Origin of the sequence: Pseudomonas sp. SIMBA_068 (genome assembly GCF_046534705.1) — a bacterium.
Classification (GTDB): Bacteria; Pseudomonadota; Gammaproteobacteria; order Pseudomonadales; family Pseudomonadaceae; genus Aquipseudomonas; species Aquipseudomonas putida.
The window spans coordinates 89,823-108,897 of record NZ_JAWRYI010000003.1 but is presented as its reverse complement, the minus strand read 5'-3'; the positions used below and the strand labels follow the sequence as shown (position 1 = coordinate 108,897).

18 protein-coding genes are annotated in these 19,075 nt (G+C 63.8%); 8 read left to right on the top strand and 10 right to left on the bottom strand.

Annotated features, from left to right (window positions below; translation table 11 throughout):
- Nucleotide 1: 1 nt before the first annotated feature.
- From SB756_RS09635 to SB756_RS09620, 4 genes are all read right to left on the bottom strand, one after another.
- Nucleotides 2–1,198 carry a monovalent cation:proton antiporter-2 (CPA2) family protein gene (locus SB756_RS09635; RefSeq protein ID WP_341797543.1) on the bottom strand — a complete coding sequence of 399 codons (1,197 nt, stop codon included), beginning with the start codon at nt 1,196–1,198 and terminating at the stop codon, nt 2–4.
- Between the two features lie 36 nt (nt 1,199–1,234).
- Nucleotides 1,235–2,053 carry a polyphosphate kinase 2 gene (gene ppk2 / locus SB756_RS09630; protein ID WP_341797542.1) on the bottom strand — a complete coding sequence of 273 codons (819 nt, stop codon included), beginning with the start codon at nt 2,051–2,053 and terminating at the stop codon, nt 1,235–1,237.
- A gap of 105 nt (nt 2,054–2,158) precedes the next feature.
- A complete protein-coding gene (gene ycaC, locus SB756_RS09625) occupies nt 2,159–2,779 on the bottom strand; it encodes an isochorismate family cysteine hydrolase YcaC (RefSeq protein WP_016501520.1) in 621 nt (206 codons plus the stop codon).
- A gap of 248 nt (nt 2,780–3,027) precedes the next feature.
- Nucleotides 3,028–4,017, bottom strand: coding sequence for a Fic family protein (locus SB756_RS09620; protein WP_410910745.1), 990 nt, complete (start codon nt 4,015–4,017; stop codon nt 3,028–3,030).
- Nucleotides 4,018–4,054: 37 nt separating this feature from the next.
- Between SB756_RS09620 and SB756_RS09615 the strand changes: the two genes are divergently transcribed.
- The 5 genes from SB756_RS09615 (at nt 4,055) to SB756_RS09595 (ending at nt 9,107) form a co-directional block, all read left to right on the top strand.
- Complete coding sequence (locus SB756_RS09615; RefSeq protein ID WP_410910744.1) at nt 4,055–4,222, top strand: hypothetical protein; 168 nt, start codon at nt 4,055–4,057, stop codon at nt 4,220–4,222.
- Between the two features lie 25 nt (nt 4,223–4,247).
- Nucleotides 4,248–4,637 (top strand): YybH family protein, encoded by a 390-nt coding sequence (locus SB756_RS09610; protein ID WP_341797540.1) that lies wholly within the window; start codon nt 4,248–4,250, stop codon nt 4,635–4,637.
- A gap of 93 nt (nt 4,638–4,730) precedes the next feature.
- Nucleotides 4,731–6,230, top strand: a complete 1,500-nt coding sequence (locus tag SB756_RS09605; RefSeq protein WP_341797539.1) for a purine-cytosine permease family protein — start codon at nt 4,731–4,733, stop codon at nt 6,228–6,230.
- A 13-nt stretch (nt 6,231–6,243) separates the two neighbouring features.
- A complete protein-coding gene (locus SB756_RS09600) occupies nt 6,244–7,674 on the top strand; it encodes an aldehyde dehydrogenase family protein (protein WP_410910743.1) in 1,431 nt (476 codons plus the stop codon).
- A 215-nt stretch (nt 7,675–7,889) separates the two neighbouring features.
- Nucleotides 7,890–9,107 carry a DUF3422 domain-containing protein gene (locus SB756_RS09595; protein WP_410910742.1) on the top strand — a complete coding sequence of 406 codons (1,218 nt, stop codon included), beginning with the start codon at nt 7,890–7,892 and terminating at the stop codon, nt 9,105–9,107.
- Between the two features lie 131 nt (nt 9,108–9,238).
- Here SB756_RS09595 and SB756_RS09590 read toward each other — a convergent pair whose 3' ends face one another.
- The 3 genes from SB756_RS09590 to SB756_RS09580 all read right to left on the bottom strand — a co-directional run bounded on the left by SB756_RS09590 (nt 9,239) and on the right by SB756_RS09580 (nt 13,473).
- Nucleotides 9,239–11,650 carry a DUF3772 domain-containing protein gene (locus SB756_RS09590; RefSeq protein WP_341797536.1) on the bottom strand — a complete coding sequence of 804 codons (2,412 nt, stop codon included), beginning with the start codon at nt 11,648–11,650 and terminating at the stop codon, nt 9,239–9,241.
- A 56-nt stretch (nt 11,651–11,706) separates the two neighbouring features.
- Nucleotides 11,707–12,759 carry a bifunctional DNA-binding transcriptional regulator/O6-methylguanine-DNA methyltransferase Ada gene (gene ada, locus SB756_RS09585; protein ID WP_341797535.1) on the bottom strand — a complete coding sequence of 351 codons (1,053 nt, stop codon included), beginning with the start codon at nt 12,757–12,759 and terminating at the stop codon, nt 11,707–11,709.
- Between the two features lie 87 nt (nt 12,760–12,846).
- The gene (locus SB756_RS09580) at nt 12,847–13,473 is read right to left on the bottom strand and encodes a DNA-3-methyladenine glycosylase family protein (protein ID WP_341797534.1); all 627 of its coding nucleotides are present in this window, start codon (nt 13,471–13,473) and stop codon (nt 12,847–12,849) included.
- Between the two features lie 171 nt (nt 13,474–13,644).
- On the opposite strand from SB756_RS09580, the gene SB756_RS09575 reads away from it, so the two are divergent.
- Nucleotides 13,645–14,160, top strand: coding sequence for a sigma-70 family RNA polymerase sigma factor (locus SB756_RS09575; RefSeq protein WP_059396029.1), 516 nt, complete (start codon nt 13,645–13,647; stop codon nt 14,158–14,160).
- A complete protein-coding gene (locus SB756_RS09570) occupies nt 14,147–15,103 on the top strand; it encodes a FecR domain-containing protein (RefSeq protein WP_410910741.1) in 957 nt (318 codons plus the stop codon). The genes SB756_RS09575 and SB756_RS09570 overlap by 14 nt, the downstream gene beginning before the upstream one ends.
- 8 nt (nt 15,104–15,111) lie before the next feature.
- Here the strand turns inward: SB756_RS09570 and SB756_RS09565 are convergent, their stop codons facing one another.
- The 3 genes from SB756_RS09565 to SB756_RS09555 form a co-directional block, all read right to left on the bottom strand.
- Entirely contained in the window at nt 15,112–16,269 is a 1,158-nt protein-coding gene (locus SB756_RS09565; protein WP_341797532.1) for an MFS transporter, read from the bottom strand.
- Nucleotides 16,270–16,352: 83 nt separating this feature from the next.
- Complete coding sequence (locus SB756_RS09560) at nt 16,353–16,490, bottom strand: hypothetical protein (protein WP_341797531.1); 138 nt, start codon at nt 16,488–16,490, stop codon at nt 16,353–16,355.
- Between the two features lie 189 nt (nt 16,491–16,679).
- Entirely contained in the window at nt 16,680–17,894 is a 1,215-nt protein-coding gene (locus tag SB756_RS09555; protein ID WP_061202950.1) for an MFS transporter, read from the bottom strand.
- 191 nt (nt 17,895–18,085) lie between these two features.
- On the opposite strand from SB756_RS09555, the gene SB756_RS09550 reads away from it, so the two are divergent.
- Nucleotides 18,086–19,012, top strand: coding sequence for a FecR family protein (locus SB756_RS09550; RefSeq protein ID WP_341798854.1), 927 nt, complete (start codon nt 18,086–18,088; stop codon nt 19,010–19,012).
- Nucleotides 19,013–19,075: the final 63 nt, after the last annotated feature.

The window sequence follows — 19,075 nt, the reverse complement described above, 5'->3', positions numbered from 1 at the left end:
TTCAGGGGTCCGTTTCCGGGGTTGCCTGCGCGGGGGGGACGTCGCGCAGCCGCCGCGCCAAGGCCATCATCACCAACGGCACCACGGCCATCGACAGGGTGATGGCCAGTACCAGCAAGTCATGCACCTGGGGCGATAACACCTGGTGGTCCCGCGCCAGCTTGAACACCACGAAGGCAAACTCGCCCCCGGAGGCCAGCACCACGCCCAGGCACAACGCCTGGGACGGGTTCAGGCCACCGGCCATGCGCCCCAGGCCATACAGCAACGGCAGCTTGATGCTCACCAGCAGTAGCGTCAGCCCCAACACCGCCAGCGGCATGCCGAACAGCAGGTGCAGGTCGGCACTCATCCCCACGCCCACGAAAAACAGCCCCAGCAGCAAGCCCTTGATCGGTTCGATCTGGGTTTCCAGCTCGTGGCGAAACGGCGACTCGGCCATCAGCACGCCGGCCAGAAATGCCCCTAGCGCCATCGACACGCCCACGTGTTCCATCAACCAGGCGGTGCCAAGCACCACCAGCAAGGCCGTGGCGGTGGACAGCTCGGGCAGGCCCGAACCCACCGTCCACTTGAACACCGGGGTCAACAGATAGCGACCAAAGATAATCAGCACACCAATGCCCACAGCCACAGCCAGCAGCGGCCAGGCCCCTTCGTCGGCGGTGCTGACATTGCCACCGAGCAGCGGCACCACGGCAATCAAGGGAATGGCGGCGATGTCCTGAAACAGCAGGATGGCCACAGCCAGGCGGCCGTGCGGTTTGCCCAGGTCCTTGCGCTCGGCCAGTACCTGCAAACCAAAGGCAGTGGAAGACAGCGCCAGGCCAACGCCCAGCACGATGGCGGCCGGCCTGGACTGGTCGAACAGCCAATAGGCCAGCAGCCCAAGCACCACGGCGGTCAGCCCCACTTGCAGGGTACCTACACCGAACAGCGCCCGGCGCATGGTCCACAACCGCCGGGGCGACAGCTCCAGACCAATGACGAACAACAGCATCACCACGCCCATCTCCGACAGACGCGCCACGTTGTCGGGGTTGTTCAGCAGGCCGAACACTGATGGGCCGATAAGCATGCCTGCCAGCAGATACCCAGGCACAGCGCCCATCCGCAAACGCTGCGCCAGTGGCACCAGAAGCACCACGGCCAGCAGGAACACCACCGTCGCCTGCAACAGGCTGCCGTCATGTGGCATGAGCTCTTACCCTCGCAGCTCCCCGCAGGGAGGGGTTCAGAAGCGTTCTTCGACGACCTTGAACGGGTAGGCCACAGCCTTGTACTTGCCGATCTTGCCCCGCTTGGGCAGCTTCACCACCTGGTCACGGGTGATGTCCTTGTACGGAATCCGGCTGAGCAGATGGCTGATGATGTTCAGGCGGGCGCGGCGTTTATCGTTGGAATGGGCCATGAACCACGGCGCCCAGGCGGTATCCGAGGCGGTGAACATGTCGTCACGCGCCTGGGTGTAGTCATCCCAGCGGGTATACGACTTGAGGTCCATGGGCGAAAGCTTCCACAGCTTGCGGCCATCGTTGATGCGATCCTGCAGGCGCAGGGTCTGCTCCTCGGCGCTGACCTCGAGCCAGTACTTGATGAGGATGATCCCCGACTCGACCATGACCTTTTCGAACACGGGCACACCGGTGAGGAACTTGTCGACGAGTTCGTCGGAGCAAAAGCCCATTACCCGCTCGACGCCCGCACGGTTGTACCAGCTGCGATCGAAGATCACCACCTCGCCCGCTGCGGGCAAATGCCCCAGGTAGCGCTGCAGGTACATCTGGGTTTTTTCCCGCTCGGTCGGTGCCGGCAGCGCCACCACGCGAAACACCCGCGGGCTGACGCGCTCGGTAATGGCCTTGATGGTGCCGCCCTTGCCGGCGCCATCGCGGCCTTCGAAGACGATGCATACCTTCAGCCCCTTGGCCACCACCCACTCCTGCAACTTCACCAGCTCCACATGCAGGTGCTTGAGCGCTTTCTCGTACGCCTTGCCGCCCAGTTTCTCTGGCTGTTCCTGGGTGGGTTTCTTCCTGGACGGCTTCGACATGACACTCTCCTGAAGGCGAATGAAGAGTCAGTATGGTCGATTCATGACGGTTTGCCGCTTCGCTTGCAGATTGGTGAGGGGCTGCCTTGCAGCCCCCACGAGGCGCTATTTGGCCAACTTGTTATAACTGGTCATCAGGTTGCGATAGTCCGGGATATGGTTGGAGAACAGCGTCCCCAACCCTTCGATGTCATTGCGCCAGTCGCGGTGCAGCTCGCAGGCCACGCCAAACCAGGTCATCAACTGCGCCCCGGCCGCCTCCATGCGCCGCCAGGCCGAATCACGGGTCAGTTCGTTGAAGGTGCCGGAGGCGTCGGTGACGACGAACACCTCAAAGCCCTCCTCCAGCGCCGACAAGGCCGGGAAGGCCACGCACACCTCGGTGACCACACCAGCAATCAACAGCTGCTTCTTGCCAGTGGCTTTTACCGCTTTGACGAAATCTTCGTTGTCCCAGGCGTTGATGTTGCCGGGGCGTGCGATGTAGGGGGCGTCAGGGAACTGCTCTTTCAGCTCCGGCACCAGCGGGCCGTTGGGGCCGGTCTCGAAGCTGGTGGTGAGGATGGTTGGCAGCTTGAAATACTTGGCCAGGTCGGACAGGGCCAGCACGTTGTTCTTGAAGCGGTCGGGGTCGATGTCCCTTACCAGCGATAACAGACCGGTCTGGTGATCGACCAGCAGCACGGCGACGTTGTTCTTGTCCAGACGCTTGTATTGGAAGGCCACGGTGAACTCCTTGCTTCAGCGGGTTGGGAGTATCAGCGTAGGCAAGGATCAAGGGTGGGACAGACCGTCAGTCGGTTCGCTTGTTGCTGCGTGTACCGGCCTCATCGCCGGCAAGCCAGCTCCCACAAGGTACTGTGTCTTCCTTAGGCATCAGGCACGGGGAGATGGCAGAAATGCGACTGAACATTCGCTGCTGTGAGATGACAGTTGGATAACTGCGGCAGATCTCAATGGGAGCGGGACGTAGCCTACTTTGCAACCCGACGATACTGCTGCTTGGGACTGCGAGGTGAATCGGGATCTGTCATTTCGATCAACCCAGCAGCCAAGGCCGGGTGCAAATAACTCTTACGGAATGTGGCACGGTGCGAGAGGCCCAGCTGATGCATGAGATCACTTGTCTTCAAAGCAACACCAGCAGGCAGCACCTTGAGAAGATTTGCTACTTGGTCGGTTACTTGGTCGGTTACTTGGTCGCTCTCTTTGGCTTCTACAAGCGCACTTAGCAATGCTTCAAGCATGTACTCGACAAACGGGGTAGCTTCAGCAGCCTGGTCAGCCGCAGCCAGCGCAGCGTAGTAAGCGTCCTGCTGCTCACGGATAACAGTTTCGACCGGCAGGTATGCCATCGCTGGTCGCCACCGGCTAAGCAGCAGGGTTTGCCATAGCCGTCCCATGCGCCCGTTGCCGTCAGCAAACGGGTGGATGAATTCGAATTCGTAGTGGAATACACAGCTGGTAATCAGCGGATGCCAATCGTTGTTCGAGAGCCAATACAGTAAATCGTGCACCAGTGTCGCCACCCGGCTGGCCGGTGGTGCCATATGTAACAGGCGAGAACCCCGATAAATCCCCACACCACCGCGCCGGTAACGCCCAGCGTCGTCTATCAGGCCATGCATCAGCATCCCGTGCGCGGCAAGCAGGTCGCTCCGGGATTCGGCACGCCAGTCAGGCATCGCATCGTAGGTAGCAAATGCATTGCGGACCTCCTGAATTTCACGCGGCAGACCTAGAACACGCTTGCCATCCAGCAGCGCGGTTACCTGCTCGACACTCAGGGTGTTGTTTTCAATGGCAAGCGATGCCTGAATGGTACGAATCCGGTTGCCTCGCCGAAGTTGCGGCGTAAGCGCTGCATTGCGATAGGCAGTCAATAACCCCACTTGCTCGCTGACTTCGGCAACCAGAGCCAGAATCCGGGGGGTCACCGTCAGCGGTGGTTGGTAATTGCTCATTGCCTGCAACCTGAAGGAATGGTGAACGACCCCGGCCATGGAAGGGATCGTCCAAATGCTGGATGCCATAGCTGCAGACACCTTAGTCGACACATTACGCGAGGGTAAAGGAAGCATTGCCATCACTTCACAAATTCCTGAACTGATTATTTGCCTCCAGCGATTTGTTCCCTCGCCAACCATCACCAGAATCGCTTCACCATAATCACAAAAACCGTGAGGCCACTCCCGTGGACCAGACCCTTCAGGTGCGCCAAGCCGCCGCCGACCTCGTTGCCGCGTTCGCCAGCAACGACACCGCCCGCTATTTCGCCTGTTTCAGCGAAGACGCCACGTTCCTTTTCCACACCTTGCCGCAACCGCTGCTGTCGCGCCGTGCCTACGAAGACCTCTGGGCGCAGTGGCAGGCCGAAGGTTTTGCCGTGCTCGCCTGCGAGTCGGGCAATGCCCACGTGAGCCTGCAAGGTGACGTAGCGATCTTCATGCACGATGTGGCCACGCATATCCGCATCGCCGGCGAAGAACACCAGTTGAGCGAACGCGAGACCATCGTCTTCCGCCGCCAGGGTGACCAGTGGCTGGCCTGCCATGAGCACCTGTCGGTCGTCTCGCCGGCCTGATCACCTTTTTACGCGGCCCTGCCGCCCTGCCATCGCACCCACAAGAAGGCCCGCGCACGCGCAGGCCCACAACAACCGCGCTGGAGCATCACCATGAGCCACTCGACCGGTATCGAGACCAACGGCGTCGAACAGATCCCCGACGATCAACGCGACGCCTCCCCGCTGGACCTGTTCCGCCTGATTTTCGGCGGGGCCAATACCTTCGCCACCGCCGTGCTGGGCAGCTTCCCCGTGCTGTTCGGGCTGTCGTTCCAGGCGGGCGTGTGGGCCATTCTGCTCGGCGTTGGCGTGGGCGCGCTGATTCTTGCGCCAATGGGGTTGTTTGGTGCGCTTAACGGCACCAACAACGCCGTGTCGTCGGGCGCACACTTTGGCGTGCACGGGCGTATCGTCGGCTCGTTCCTGTCGCTGCTCACGGCGGTGGCGTTCTTCTCGCTGTCGGTGTGGAGCTCGGGCGATGCCCTGGTCGGCGGCGCCAAGCGCCTGGCCGGCCTGCCGGAAACCGACCTCACCCTGGGCCTGGCCTACGGCCTGTTCGCGGTGCTGGTACTGGTGGTGTGCATCTTCGGCTTCCGCTTCATGCTGTGGGTCAACAAGATTGCCGTGTGGGCTTCAAGCCTGCTGTTCCTGCTGGGCATCGTTGCCTTTGCCGGGCCGTTCGACGCCAGCTACGCAGGTAGCGTCAACCACGGCCAGGCGGGCTTCTGGGCGGCGTTCGTCGGCGCAGCGATCCTGGCCATGAGCAACCCGGTGTCGTTCGGCGCCTTCCTGGGCGACTGGTCGCGCTATATCCCGCGTGCAACACCCAAGACGCGCATCATGCTGGCGGTAATTGCCGCCCAGGGCGCAACGCTGATTCCGTTCCTGTTCGGCCTGTGCACCGCCACCTTGGTAGCGACCCAGGCACCGGACTACATCGCCGCCAACAACTATGTGGGTGGCCTGCTGGCGGTGGCGCCAAGCTGGTTCTTCCTGCCGGTGTGCCTGATTGCGGTGATCGGCGGCATGTCCACCGGCACCACTGCGCTGTATGGCACCGGCCTGGACATGTCCAGCGTGTTCCCGCGCCTGCTCAGCCGCGCCGGCGCCACGCTGCTGATCGGTGTGCTGGCGATCGGCTTCATCTTCGTCGGCCGTTTCACCTTCAACCTGGTGCAGAGCGTGTCGACCTTTGCGGTACTCATCATCACCTGCACCAGCCCGTGGATGGTGATCATGATCCTCGGCCTGATCACTCGCCGCGGCTTCTACCACGCCGATGACCTGCAGGTATTCACCCGCGGCCAGCGTGGCGGCCATTACTGGTTCCTGCATGGCTGGAACTGGCGCGGCATGGGGGCGTGGCTGCCCAGCGCGGCGGTCGGCCTGTGTTTCGTCAATCTGCCGGGGCAGTTCGTCGGCCCGCTGGGCGACCTGGCTGGCGGCATCGACCTGAGCCTGCCGGTCACCCTGGGGCTGGCTGGCGTGCTGTACCTGCTGCTGCTCAACCTGTTCCCTGAACCTGCTGGCGTGTATGGCCCCCGGGGCCCGCGTTGGGTGCGTTGCAAAAGCACCGCGCACACGCCTGTGACCACTGCCGAAATGGCCTGACTGGAAACCGACCATGACCAATTCCCACTACATCGCCGGCCGCTGGGTCGAAGGGCAAGGCAGCGACTGCATCAGCGTCAACGACCCTGCGCTGGGGCAACCGTTCGCCGAGTTCATGGCTGCCAGCGTGGCCCAGGTCGACCAGGCCGTAACCGCTGCCCGCAGCGCCCTGCCCGCCTGGAAAACTACCAGCGCCAGCGAACGCGCGGCCTACCTGCGCGGCTTTGCCGAACAGCTCGGGCAACGCCGCGAAGCGTTGATCACCTTGCAAATGCGCAACAACGGCAAGCCGCGCCACGAAGCCGAGATCGACCTGGACGACGCCATCGCCACCTTCGGCTACTACGCCGAGCTGGCCGAGCAACTGCCTGCGAAGAATCGCGACGTGCCACTGGCCGCCCCAGGCTTCACCGCGCGCACTCGCCTTGAGCCGGTGGGTGTAGTCGGCCTGATCGTGCCATGGAACTTCCCGCTGGTGACCAGCGCCTGGAAGCTAGCCCCGGCGCTGGCTGCCGGCTGCACCGTGGTGCTCAAGCCATCGGAAGTCACCCCGCTGATCGAACAGGCCTACGGCCACATCGCCGACGCCCTGGGCCTGCCGGCCGGGGTGCTGAACATCGTCAACGGCAAGGCCGAGACCGGCGCCGCGCTGAGCAATCACAATGGCCTGGACAAACTGTCGTTCACCGGCAGCAACAGCGTCGGCAGCCAGGTAATGCGCAGCGCGTCGGCACAGTGCCGGCCGGTGACGCTGGAGCTGGGCGGCAAGTCGGCCATCGTGGTGTTTGACGATTGCGATGTCGATCAGGCGGTCGAGTGGATTGTCGCTGGTATCAGCTGGAACGCGGGGCAGATGTGTTCGGCCACCTCGCGGCTGCTGGTGCAGGACGGTATTGCCGATGCGCTGCTGCCACGCTTGCAGGCGGCACTGGAAAACCTGCGGGTTGGCAACCCGTTGACCGAAGAGGTCGACATGGGCCCGCTGACCAGCCAGGCCCAGTGGCTGAAGGTGGCCAGCTACTTTGCCACGGCGCGGGAAGAAGGCTTGCAGTGCCTGGCCGGTGGCAAGGCGTTGGACCGCGACGGCTGGTTCGTCAGCCCTACGCTGTATACCGATGTGCCGAAACACAGCCGCTTGTGGACCGAGGAAATCTTTGGCCCGGTGCTGTGCGCACGCCGGTTTGCCAGTGAAGAGCAGGCGATTGCCGAGGCCAACGACAGCCGCTTCGGGCTGGTGGCGACGGTTTGCTCTGCCGACCTGGCGCGCGCCGAGCGCGTGGCCGATGCGCTGGAGGTTGGCCATGTGTGGATCAACTCGGTGCAGGCGGTGTTCGTCGAAACCTCGTGGGGCGGTACCAAGGGTAGTGGCATCGGCCGCGAGCTGGGGCCTTGGGGCTTGTCCGCCTACCAATCGGTCAAGCATGTGACCCGGTGTCTGGGCTGAATTATCAGGGGCCGCTTTGCGGCCCTTTCGCAGGCAAGCCAGCTCCCACCTCGACCGCATATACCTCAAGCTGTGTGCTCCCCTGTGGGAGCGGGCGTGCCCGCGAAGAGGCCGTCACAGGTGGAACAAAACTCCGCCCCGCGTGACTTTCCCCGCCCGCTGCAAAGTCCCACCTCCTGGTACCCCAACAATCACAACACCAGGCCGGACCACCCATGCACCCTCAACGCGCCGCCTTGCACAACGAATTGCACGCCCGCCCGTCGCTGTACTTCGACGGCCCTGCGCATGTCTTCCACCTGGCCTTGCTCGGCGGTGATGCTGCCTGTGCAGCGCTGCTGCAACGCTGCTGCCCGGAGGCCCTGGACACCGCTGCCGCCCAAGGCATTACCCGCCTGGATGGCCACCCGTTCAAGTGGGAACGGCACACCGAGTTCTTCACCCTGACACTGGTGGTGCCGTGCGCTGCCACCGACACCGAATGGCGCCCCCTGCCTCCCGTGCTGGCCGAAGCCATCGCCCCGCAGGCGGCGCAGGTGATCAACGCCGTGCAGGTGCTGGTGCGTGACGAACAGGGGCTTGAGCTGCCTCGCTACGGTTTCAAAGACCCGTGCGGCTCGTGCGTTGGCGGGGGCGATGCGGTGGTGTGGAGCGATTTCCGCCTGACCGAAGATGGCACCAACCGTTTCCTGTTCATCAACCGCCGCCTCAATGCCTACCGCCAGGGCCGCATGATCCGCCGTCTGCTGGAAATCGAGACGTACCGCATGATGGCCTCGCTGACCCTGGCCACGGCCAAGGCCCTGAGCCAAGAACTGGACACTTTCGACAAGACTTTGGTCAGCCTCTCGGAGCGCAGTGCCGGGGGGGACGGCCATGACTCCAAAGGGCTGCTGGACGCCATTGCCCACTTGTCACGCCAGGTGGTCAGCCACACGGTAAAAACCCGCCACCGCTTCGGCGCCACCCAGGCCTATGCGCAACTGGTGTTCGAACGCCTGGGCGAGCTGCGGGAAAGCCATGTGGGCGACTGCCAGCGCCTGGGAGTGTTCATCGAGCGTCGGTTCAAGCCGACTGTGCGCTACTGCGCGGCGACCGAGCAGCGGCTGGAGCAACTGGCGAAGAACGTGGCAAACCTGGGCGACCTGTTGCAGGCGCGGGTGCAGGTAGAAATGGAAGAACAGAACGCCGAGATCCTGCGCAGCCTCAATGCCCGGGCCGATGCCCAGGTGAAGATCCAGCGGGCGGTGGAGGGGCTGTCGATCATTGCCATCACCTACTACCTGCTGAATTTGTTCAAGCTGCTGTATGGCGGGCTGAATGTGCTGGGGTTGGGGCTGACGGCGCGGGATGGGTTGCTGGCCATGGCGCCGCCGGTGCTGCTGGTATTGTTGGTGATTCTGCTGAGGATCAAGCAGGCCAAGCAGCATTGAATTCGGGGGCGCTATGCGCCCCTTTCGCGGCACGAGGCCGCTCCTGCAAGGGATCGCGTGCCCTGATAGCGTTCGCATTCCCTGTAGGAGCGGCCTTGTGCCGCGAAAGGGCTGCGCAGCAGCCCCGCGCTTTACACCGACTCGTCAGCGGGGCGCGTACCCTCTTGCACCAGCACCATGCTCTGCGGCGAAGACAGCGGAATGCCTTCATCACGCAGGCGACCAAGAATGGTGAACAGCAGGTCGCTACGGGTGCCTGACACCTGCCGCGGTCCCGCCACGTAACCACTGACGCCAATCACCATGCCACTGGCCGTCAGGTCCTTGAACGACACCGAAGTGGCGGGCGCATCCAGAATCGCCTCATGCTCGTGGTACGCCGTCAGCAGCAACTCGCGTACCCGGTTGGCATCGGTCTCCAGTGGCAGGGTCAGGGTAATGCCGACCACGCCCAGCGCATTGCCCATGGTCACGTTGCGCACGTTCTGCGAAATGAACTGCGAATTGGGCACGATCACCGTCGAGCGGTCGGACATCTGGATTTCGGTGGCACGCACATTGATGCGGCGGATATCACCCTCGACGCCCGCCAGGCTGACCCAGTCGCCCACCTTGACGGGGCGCTCGGTGAGCAGGATCAGGCCGGAGATGAAGTTCTGCACGATCTGCTGCAGACCAAAACCGATACCTACCGACAGGGCACTGACTACCCAGGTGAGGCTGGTGAGGTTGATGCGCAGGGTCGACATGACCAGCATGGCCAGGAACAGGAAGCCCAGGTAACCGACCAGGGTCACCAGCGAGGCGCGCATGCCGGCGTCCATATCGGTTTCCGGCAGCAGGCGTTCACTCAGCCAGCGCTTGACTACGCGAATGGCGAACAGGCCACCGAAGAAAATCGCCAAGGCCAGCAGGATGTCCTGCGGCACGATGTTGAGATTGCCAAGCAGCTTGCCGCCGGTGCCGTCCCAGTCGCCCAGGCTCATCAGCAGCTCGCTGGGGCTGGTGCCCGACGGCATCAGCGCCAGCAATAGTGCCAGGAACAGCACGATGGTACGGCCGATGCCGGCCAGGATGGTGCTGGCCTGCGCCTGGTGGCGAGGCGCCAGGCCCAAGGTGGAGGCCAGCGCCAAACCACCTGGCTGACGTGGCGACAGCAAGGTTTCGCACAGGTCACCGAAGAAGGTGGTCAGCAAGTACGCACAGGTGACCACCAGGCTGACCCACAGCAATTTGGCGGTGAGGAAGTAGGCGAGCGTCAGGTAGCCGGTAAGCAGTGCCAGCAAGATCAGTGTCAGCCAGACGACCATCACGAACGGGATCAGCCCGACCAGACCGGTGGGGCGCTCCAGGTCATGCTTGCGCAGGGTTCGGCGATAACGCAGCAGCGCGCCGGCAAAGATCAACGCCACGACCAGCGCGGTGAGGCCATTGACCGCCACGGTCAACGCCAGGCTGGCGCCGATGACGCTGTTGATGCGCTCCATGGTCATCATCACCATCAGCGCCAAGGCCAGTACCTTGGGGAACCAACCGAGCGCACTGGCCACTTCGTCATGCATCGGCGGCAGGCGCCAGGACGGGCGCTGCAGCATCAGCATGGCGCGGCCCAGGCCGGTGATGAAGGCGCTGAACACCACCAGGGTGAGAATGTGGTTGACCAGGCTGGCGATATCCGAGCCCAACTCGGCGCTGCTCTCCAGCCCCCAGCGCAGCAGCGATACAGAGCCGGCAATGGTACCCAGGGTTGCCAGGCTGACGCCCAGCGCCAGGGCGCTGCGGCGCAAGCGGCCCTCGGGCAACCAGCCGACCATGGCACTGGCCAGCAGGCGCTCGAGCACGCGCCGCACCAAGGTCCAGACCAGAATCGCCGCCACCAGGCTGGTAATGAACAGCCAGCGGTTTTCGGCGCTGAAGGCACTGCCGATGGCGTCGGCCGCCTCGCCGCGCAGGTCACGCAGACGCGCCACGTCGTCCTGGGTGGGGCGGATGATGCTCTGCCAGAACGCCGGGGTCAGTGGCGAGGCCGCACGGCTGGTAATTTGCGAGTTGAACTGGCTACGGCGCAGGTTGACGATTTGCGTGGAAAGGTCGCGGGCCGACTGATTCAGCTTGGTGGCCTGGTCCTGCTGCGCTACCAGCGCTTTTTTCTCGGCCTCCAGCGCTTTGCGCTGCTGGGTCAGGGTGGCGGCCTCGTCCGGCTGCACCGGGCCGATGACCTTGAGCTTGTCCTCGAGCTTTTCCAGGTCGGCGGTGCGCTGTGCACTCAATGCATCAGCCTGGCGCTGAACCTGCATCGCCGCCAGGCGCAACTGCGACAGCAAGTCGTCGTTGGCCTCACTGGTGACGCCCTGGCGGATCAGGTCCAGCCGGTCGCTCAGCTGTTCGATGCTGGCGTTTTCATCCAGCGCTGGCGCTTCGGCAGCCGCCAGATTAGACAATGGCGTGGCCGGGGCCGACCAGGCCGGGCTGGCAATAACCAGCATCAGGGCCAGCAGGGCCATCAGGCCTGGGCAATAACGGGCAAGGCTGACACGCCTCATCGAAGTTTCCTCTTTACAACTCGATTTGGCGGGGGATTCTACGCGGCTTCAGGCAATCAGGAGAGTGCCGTCTCTCGCTTGAGGAGTTGCTGTTTGCGCTCGACCCCCCAACGGTAGCCACTGATGTCGCCGTCCCGGCGCACCACCCGATGGCAGGGGATGGCCACCGCGATGTGGTTGGCCGCGCAGGCCTTGGCCACCGCGCGTACCGCTTTGGGCGCACCGATACGTTCGGCAATATCGGTGTAGCTGACCCGGCTGCCGGCCGGCACCTCGCGCAACGCCTGCCACACCCGCTCCTGAAACGCCGTACCTTGCACATCCAGCGGCAGCGCCAGGCCCAACGCCGGGGCTTCGACAAAGCCCACCACTTCGGCGACCAACTGTTCGTAGGCGCTATCGCCACCAATCAGGCGGGCCTTGGGGAACTGGTCCTGCAGGTCGTGCAGAAGGCCTTCAGGGTCGTCGCCCAGCAAAATCGCGCAAATGCCCTTCTCGCTCTGGGCCACCAGGATCGCCCCCAGCGAACACTGGCCGAGGGCGAAGTGGATGGTGGCCCCTGCGCCACCGGCGCGGTACTGGCGGGGGCGCATGCCCAGGCGCTGATCGGCGCTTTCGTAGAAGCGGCTGTTGGAGTTGAAGCCGGCATCGTAGATGGCGTCGGTGACTGAACGCTGCCCGTCTTCCAGGTGCTCACGCAGGCGCCGGGCACGAAAGGCGGTGGCATAGGCCTTGGGGGTAACGCCGGTTTCGGCCTTGAACAGGCGGTGCAGGTGGAAGGGGCTGACGGCGAGTTGCGCACCGAGCTGGTCGAGGCTGGGGGCGGGGTCGCTGGTTTCGATCAGGCGGCAGGCGCGGGTGACCAGTTGGCTGCGGCGGGTGGTGCTGGCCTTGCTGATACAGCGCTTGCAGGCACGGTAGCCCGCAGCTTCGGCACCAGCAGGGGTGTCGTAGAACTCGACATTGGTGCGCTTGGCCATGCGTGATTTGCAGCCGGGGTGGCAGTAGACGCCGGTGGTGCGTACGGCGTAGACGAAGTGGCCCGTGGCGGTGGAGTCACGGGACTCCACGGCTTGCCAGCGTTGGTCGGGGGTGGTGTAGAGATTCATGGGTTAGCATCCAGATAAGTTGTCGCCTGAACGGGCCCCCTTCGCGGGCATGCCCGCGAAGGGGCCCGTTCAGGCGATGCAAAAACCTCAGGCCCGCCACAGGTACCAGGCCGCCACGGTTCGAAACGGCCGCCAGCCGCCGCCCAGCGAGCGCATCTGCGCAGGTGTCGGCGCCTTGTCCAGCCCCTTCAGCCGTCGGTACCCCTCGCGCACGCCAAAATCGTCCACCGGCAGAATGTCCGAACGCTCCAGGCTATAGATCAGCAGCATCTCCACCGTCCATCGCCCTACCCCACGCAAGGCCACCAGGCGTTCGATCAGTGCCTCGTCGGCCATGGCCAATGCCTCTTCCCGCGTCGGCACCAGGCCTTCCAGCCGTGCCTGGGCAATGCCTTGCACCGTGGCCATCTTGCTTGCCGAGAACCCACAGGCGCGCAAGGTTTGCGGGCTGACCGACAGCAACTGCTGTGGCGTCGGGAACGCAACCTCCGGGAACAACGCCAGCAACCGGCCAAGGATTGCTTCGGCAGCACGGGCATGCAGTTGCTGGTAGGCGATGGCCCGCACCAATGCCTCGTAGGGCTCACGCCCGGGCGTGGCCTGGTGCAGGCAAGGCCCGATTGCAGCAATGTGCCGCGACCAGTCCGAGTCGAGTGCTGCCAGGTATTCAGTGGCCTCGCAGTAGGCCTCGGGCGAAAGGTCGGCCAGGATCATGACGCCTCCAACAGGTTGAACGCAGGCCCAGCTTAGCTCAGCCGTTCATCGGGTAAACGCCGGTTCTTGCGCGGCGAATTCCTGGCATACCATTGCCCTGCGCCGCTTTCCCCGCATAGAATTGAGAACTATTCACAATCGCACAGTTCACAGGGCCGGGCCTTCGCTACGATGCAGATCAACGACACGCTCAAGCCGACCGAGGTCGCTCTGCTCTACCAGGCCCACCATAGCTGGCTTCGCGGCTGGTTGCGCAACCGGGTAGGTTGCAGCGAGCATGCCGCCGACCTGGCCCAGGATACCTTCGTGCGGCTGCTGCGGGCCCGCCAGGTTTCACCGCTGAAAGAGCCACGCGCTTATCTCAGCAGCATCGCCCGTGGCCTGATGATCGACCAGTTCCGCCGTCGCGCACTGGAGCACGCCTACCAGCAAAGCCTGGCCCACCTGCCCGAAGCCGAGGTACCCAGCGAAGAGCACCGCCTGGTCATTCTCGATGCCCTGGGCCGCCTCGACCGTGCCCTGCACCAGCTCAAGCCGCGTGTTCGCCAGGCGTTTCTGCTGGCTCAACTGGACGGCTTGAGCATCGTGCAGATCGCTCAGCAGCTGGAAGTGTCGCGGGCCACCGTCGAGCGCGACCTGGCCAAAGCCTTGGGCGTCTGCTACCGGTTACGTTATGCCGATGCATGAGCCCGCGCCAGCGCAGTCGCAGGTCGACCAGGCCATCGACTGGCTGGTGAAGCTGCGCTTCGACCGCCCCAGCCCACGTACCGAGCAGCAATTTCAGCACTGGCTGGCCAGCCACCCGCACAACCCGCTGGCCTGGCAACGGGTCAGTCAACTCGGCGACGAACTGGCCGGGCTGCCCAAGGACCTGAGCCGGCGCACCCTGGACGGCAGCCAGCGCCAGCGCAGCAGCCGGCGTGACCACCTCAAGCTACTGGCCCTGCTGGCCGTGGGTGGCAGCCTGGGTTGGGCCACGCGCGAACCTCTGGGCCTGCCGCAACTGCTGGCCGACAGCAGCACCGCCACGGGTGAACGGCGCCAGTGGCAAGTCAGCGATGGCAGCCACATATTGCTAAACACTGCCAGCGCCATCGACCTGCATTACAGCGCCGAGCAACGCCAGTTGGAACTGGTACGTGGCGAGGTCAGCCTGGACAGCAACCCCAACGATACCCGCCCGTTCTACATCGACACCCGCATCGGCCCGCTGACCACCCTCAACGGCCAGTTGCTGCTGCGTGAAAACAACCAAGGCCTGCTGCTGGCAGTGCGACGTGGTGAAGTTACGCTGTTTCCCACGTCGGCCTCACCGCGTCAGGTGCATTCGGGCGAAACGGTACAGGTTGGGGCCAATGGCAGTGTCCACACGGTGGCGCTGCACAGCGACCCTTGGGGCTGGACCGACGGTGTGCTCAGCGTGCAGCAGATGCCACTGGGCGAGTTTGTCGCAGAGCTCGCCCGCTACCGCCCGGGCCTGTTGCGCTGCGCCCCTGAGGTGGCGAACTTGAGGGTGTCAGGCACCTATCAGTTGGCCGATACCGGTCAGATCCTGCAGTTGCTCACCCGCAGCCTGCCGGTGCGTGTCGACTACAAAACGCGCTACTGGGTAAGCATTGGCGCAGCCTGAAAAGCACTTCACTCCGCCACGGCGCGCATCCGGCCCGCGCGTCGGTACGATTGCCGGGCAAAACACACGAACAACCCGGCCATCAGCGCCAGCGCCATAGGCAGGCCGTGCGGGGCCACATCCATCGCCGCACCACTCACCAGCGGGCCGATCAGGCTACCAACGCCCCACAACAACCCCACACTGGCATTGGCAGTGACCAGATCCTGGCCTTTGAAACGTTGCCCGATCAGCACCAGCGCCAGGGTATAAATGCCCCCCGCAACCGCGCCCAGCACCACCAGCAGCGGCCACAGCAGCCAGGTCATGTTCAGCAGCCACGGCAGGCCGATGCCAATCGACATCGCCATCAACCCGCACACCAGGTGCAGCCCGGTGCGCTCCACTCGGTCGGCCAGCCAACCCAACGGCAGCTGGAACAGCATGTCGCCGGCAAACACCACCGTCACCATCAGCGCCGCCACGCCCACGGCAAAGCCATGGCTGGTGGCGTACACCGGCAACAGCGACAGCACCACGGCATCGAAGAACGAGAAGAACAGCACCGCCACGCACAACGCCGGTGCCACGCGGAAGAAGCCGGCCAGGCCGAAGCTCTTGTCGCCCTCTTCATGTTCGACATGGTCATTGGGAACGGTCAGCACGATGCACAGCAACGCCAGGCCATAGCAGACGGTGACCACTCCGGTGATCCACGGGCTGTTGGCGCCCAGCACCGCGAGCATGGCCGGGCCCAGCACCTGGAAGCCGGTAAAGCTGGTGGCATAAAGGGCCATGATCTTGCCGCGATTGTGCTCAGGGCACAGCTCGTTGACCCACGACTCGCCGAGGATGATCGCGATACCCATGCCCAGCCCCAGGCCCAGGCGCAGCAGGGCCAGCAACCACAGCGAGCCGAAGGCCGATTCGAGGAGGGCGATGCTGACGGTGCACAGGCTGAAACTCAGCAGGTAGATGGTGCGCCGGGTGAGGTGGCGGCAGCAGGCGTCGACCAGAAACGCCGAGAGCATCATGCCCGCAGCGGGGATGGCCGAGATGATGCCGATTTCCAGGGTACTGGCGCCGGCCTCATGCAGGCGCAACGACACCAGCGGCAGGCTGGCCCCCAGGCTGAAACCCACGACGGAAACGGCGAACAACAGGCCCGCCAGCAAACGCATGTTCATGTACCACTCCTTGCAAACCAGAAAGACGTGCAGACACAGGCGCGCTCGCCGGGGGGGCGAGCGACGCAAAAGCGCAGATCAGTTCAGGCGAGGTGTGGCGAGAAGGTGAAGGCGAACAGCACGCTGCGGCGACGCTTGAGCACCGTGTCTCTCGGCCAGGCACGACGCAAGGCCTGGAGGGCAGGCTGGCGGGCATGTGGGAGGGACGGGTTACGGCGCATTGCTCTGGCTACTACGCAGGTGGTGGGTAAAAAGAGGCGGCACTCTAGCCACCTGAAGGAGGGTAGTCAACCGCCCTGGGGCCTCTACGAGGCCCATTCGCAGCACAAGGCTGCTCCTACAACGAGCGCGTGCTGCCTGTAGGAGCAGCCTTGTGCTGCGAATGAGCTGCAAAGCAGCCCCCAGCGATTTCAGCGTTTACCTGTAGACGGCAAGAACACCGCCAATAACCCGAACAACGGCAGGAACGAGCACAGCCCGTACACATACTCGATACCGCGCAGGTCCGCCACATACCCCAGCAGCGCCGCGCCAATGCCGCCAAAGCCGAACATCAGCCCGAAGAAGATGCCGGCGATCATGCCCACGCTACCCGGCACCAGTTCCTGCGCATACACCACGATCGCGGAAAACGCCGAGGCCAGGATAAAGCCGATCACCACGCTCAGCACGGTGGTCCAGAACAGGTCGGCATACGGCAGCGCCAGGGTGAACGGCGTCACCCCCAGGATCGAGAACCAGATCACGGCCTTGCGCCCGATGCGGTCCCCGATCGGGCCGCCAAAGAACGTGCCCGCCGCCACTGCACCCAGGAACAGGAACAGGTGCAACTGCGAGCTGGCCACCGACACATCGAACTTCTCGATCAGGTAGAAGGTGAAGTAGCTGGTGAAGCTGGCCATGTAGAAGTACTTGGAGAACACCAGCAGGCCCAGCACGATCAGCGCCGCGATCACCCGATTCCGTGAAATGCCATGGGTGGCCTGCACCGCCTTGCGCGCCTTGGCCTGGTTGAGGTGTTCCTTGTACCAGCCGCGCAGCATCAGGGTTACACCGAGGAAGAACAATGCGGCCAGGCCGAACCAGGCCACGTGGGTCTGGCCGAACGGAATGACGATGGCCGCCGCCAGCAGTGGGCCCAGTGCGGAGCCGGTGTTGCCGCCCACCTGGAAGGTCGACTGGGCCAGGCCGAAGCGCCCGCCAGAGGCCAGGCGCGCTATACGCGAGGTTTCCGGGTGGAACGTCGACGAGCCGATGCCCACCAGCGCCGAAGCCAGCAGAATCATCGGGAAGCTGCCGACGAAGGCCAGCATCACGATCCCCACCAGCGTGCACAGGGTGCCCATCGGCAACAGGTTCGGCGCTGGCCGGCGGTCAGTAAAAAAGCCGACCCAGGGTTGCAGCAGCGAAGCGGTGATCTGGAACGTCAGGGTGATCAGGCCGATCTGGGCGAAGCTCAGGTCGTAATTGGCCTTGAGCATCGGGTAGATCGCCGGCAGCACCGACTGGATCAGATCGTTGATCAAGTGCGCCAGGGCGCAGAAGCCGATGATGCGCATTACCAGCGGCGTCGCTTGGCTCGCCGCTGCGCTGGTGGATGCCGTGGAGGCGCTACTGGTGGCCATGTGCCTGAATCTCCGTCCTCAGTTTGGGATCCGATTATCGGGAAACAAATAGATACATAGCTACCTTTTTTATCCCTCCGTCGCAACGTACTTGAAAATGGTTCTCAATATAATTAGCATCCTCGGCCCATACCCCTGTCATCGTTGGGCGAAACGGCCCCTATCGTGAGCAGACTGAACCCATGAGCCCGATGCCCGCCAAGCAGCTGCAGCAGCCCGACCCACAGCAGGAAGCGCTGGAATGGTTTTCGCTGTTGCGCCAGCCCGGTTGCGACGAAACCCAGCGCCAGGCATTCGCAGCCTGGTGCCAGGCACCCGAAAACTCCCAGGCCTACGCCGAGCTGGAAACGTTCTGGCAACAACTGCAGCCACCACCCGCCCGCCCTCGCCCACGGCACGTCACGGTACGCCGCAGCCACCTGGGTAAATGGCTGGCGCTGGGGTTCCTGGTCGGGTTGGGCGCCGCAGCCTACCTGTACTGGCCGCTGCTGCAGCGCCTGGCCAGCGAGCTGCACACCGACGTGGGCGAGCGGCGTAGCACACGCCTGGCGGATGGCACGACCCTGAACCTGGACAGCGCCAGCGCAATGAACATCGACCTGCGCGGCCGCACCCGCCAACTGCATTTGGTGCAGGGCCAGGTGTACCTGGAAGTCGTGCTCGACGGCCGGGCCATGGAAGTGGACGTGGGCAACGCACGCATCCAGGTGTTCGGCACCCGCCTGCAGGTAGCCCGCCATGCCGGTCATGATGAACTTGTGGTACTCAGTGGCAAGGCCATGGTCACCCAGGGGGGTGAACAGCGCATGGTCTCTGCGGGCGAGCGGGTCACCTTCAATGACACACGCATCGACCCGGTGCAGAAGGCTGACCTGAAAACCTCAGACAGCTGGCGCAACGGCCGTCTGAAAGCCACCGACATGCCATTGGGCCAGGTGCTGGAGCGCCTGGCCAGCTACCAAGGGCAGCGCGTGTGGATGGTGGATGAACAAATGGCCCATCGGCGCGTGAGCGGTGATTTCAACCTAGACCACCCTCGCGAAAGCCTGCAATCTCTGGCGGCGGCCCAGCATCTGCAGCTTCAGGGCGTGCTCGGGCACTGGCTTGTGGTGCACTGAAACCAAGCCCGGCCGCTAAGTTTTTGAAAGCGTGCAAATTTTTTTTGAAATGAGTGTTGACAG

Coding starts and splice junctions, on each gene's coding strand:
- SB756_RS09635 (WP_341797543.1), bottom strand. CDS start 1,198: ATGCCACATGACGGCAGCCTGTTGCAGGCGACGGTGGTGTTCCTGCTG.
- ppk2 (WP_341797542.1), bottom strand. CDS start 2,053: ATGTCGAAGCCGTCCAGGAAGAAACCCACCCAGGAACAGCCAGAGAAA.
- SB756_RS09620 (WP_410910745.1), bottom strand. CDS start 4,017: ATGAGCAATTACCAACCACCGCTGACGGTGACCCCCCGGATTCTGGCT.
- SB756_RS09615 (WP_410910744.1), top strand. CDS start 4,055: ATGGAAGGGATCGTCCAAATGCTGGATGCCATAGCTGCAGACACCTTA.
- SB756_RS09605 (WP_341797539.1), top strand. CDS start 4,731: ATGAGCCACTCGACCGGTATCGAGACCAACGGCGTCGAACAGATCCCC.
- SB756_RS09600 (WP_410910743.1), top strand. CDS start 6,244: ATGACCAATTCCCACTACATCGCCGGCCGCTGGGTCGAAGGGCAAGGC.
- SB756_RS09595 (WP_410910742.1), top strand. CDS start 7,890: ATGCACCCTCAACGCGCCGCCTTGCACAACGAATTGCACGCCCGCCCG.
- SB756_RS09590 (WP_341797536.1), bottom strand. CDS start 11,650: ATGAGGCGTGTCAGCCTTGCCCGTTATTGCCCAGGCCTGATGGCCCTG.
- ada (WP_341797535.1), bottom strand. CDS start 12,759: ATGAATCTCTACACCACCCCCGACCAACGCTGGCAAGCCGTGGAGTCC.
- SB756_RS09580 (WP_341797534.1), bottom strand. CDS start 13,473: ATGATCCTGGCCGACCTTTCGCCCGAGGCCTACTGCGAGGCCACTGAA.
- SB756_RS09575 (WP_059396029.1), top strand. CDS start 13,645: ATGCAGATCAACGACACGCTCAAGCCGACCGAGGTCGCTCTGCTCTAC.
- SB756_RS09570 (WP_410910741.1), top strand. CDS start 14,147: ATGCCGATGCATGAGCCCGCGCCAGCGCAGTCGCAGGTCGACCAGGCC.
- SB756_RS09565 (WP_341797532.1), bottom strand. CDS start 16,269: ATGAACATGCGTTTGCTGGCGGGCCTGTTGTTCGCCGTTTCCGTCGTG.
- SB756_RS09560 (WP_341797531.1), bottom strand. CDS start 16,490: ATGCGCCGTAACCCGTCCCTCCCACATGCCCGCCAGCCTGCCCTCCAG.
- SB756_RS09555 (WP_061202950.1), bottom strand. CDS start 17,894: ATGGCCACCAGTAGCGCCTCCACGGCATCCACCAGCGCAGCGGCGAGC.
- SB756_RS09550 (WP_341798854.1), top strand. CDS start 18,086: ATGCCCGCCAAGCAGCTGCAGCAGCCCGACCCACAGCAGGAAGCGCTG.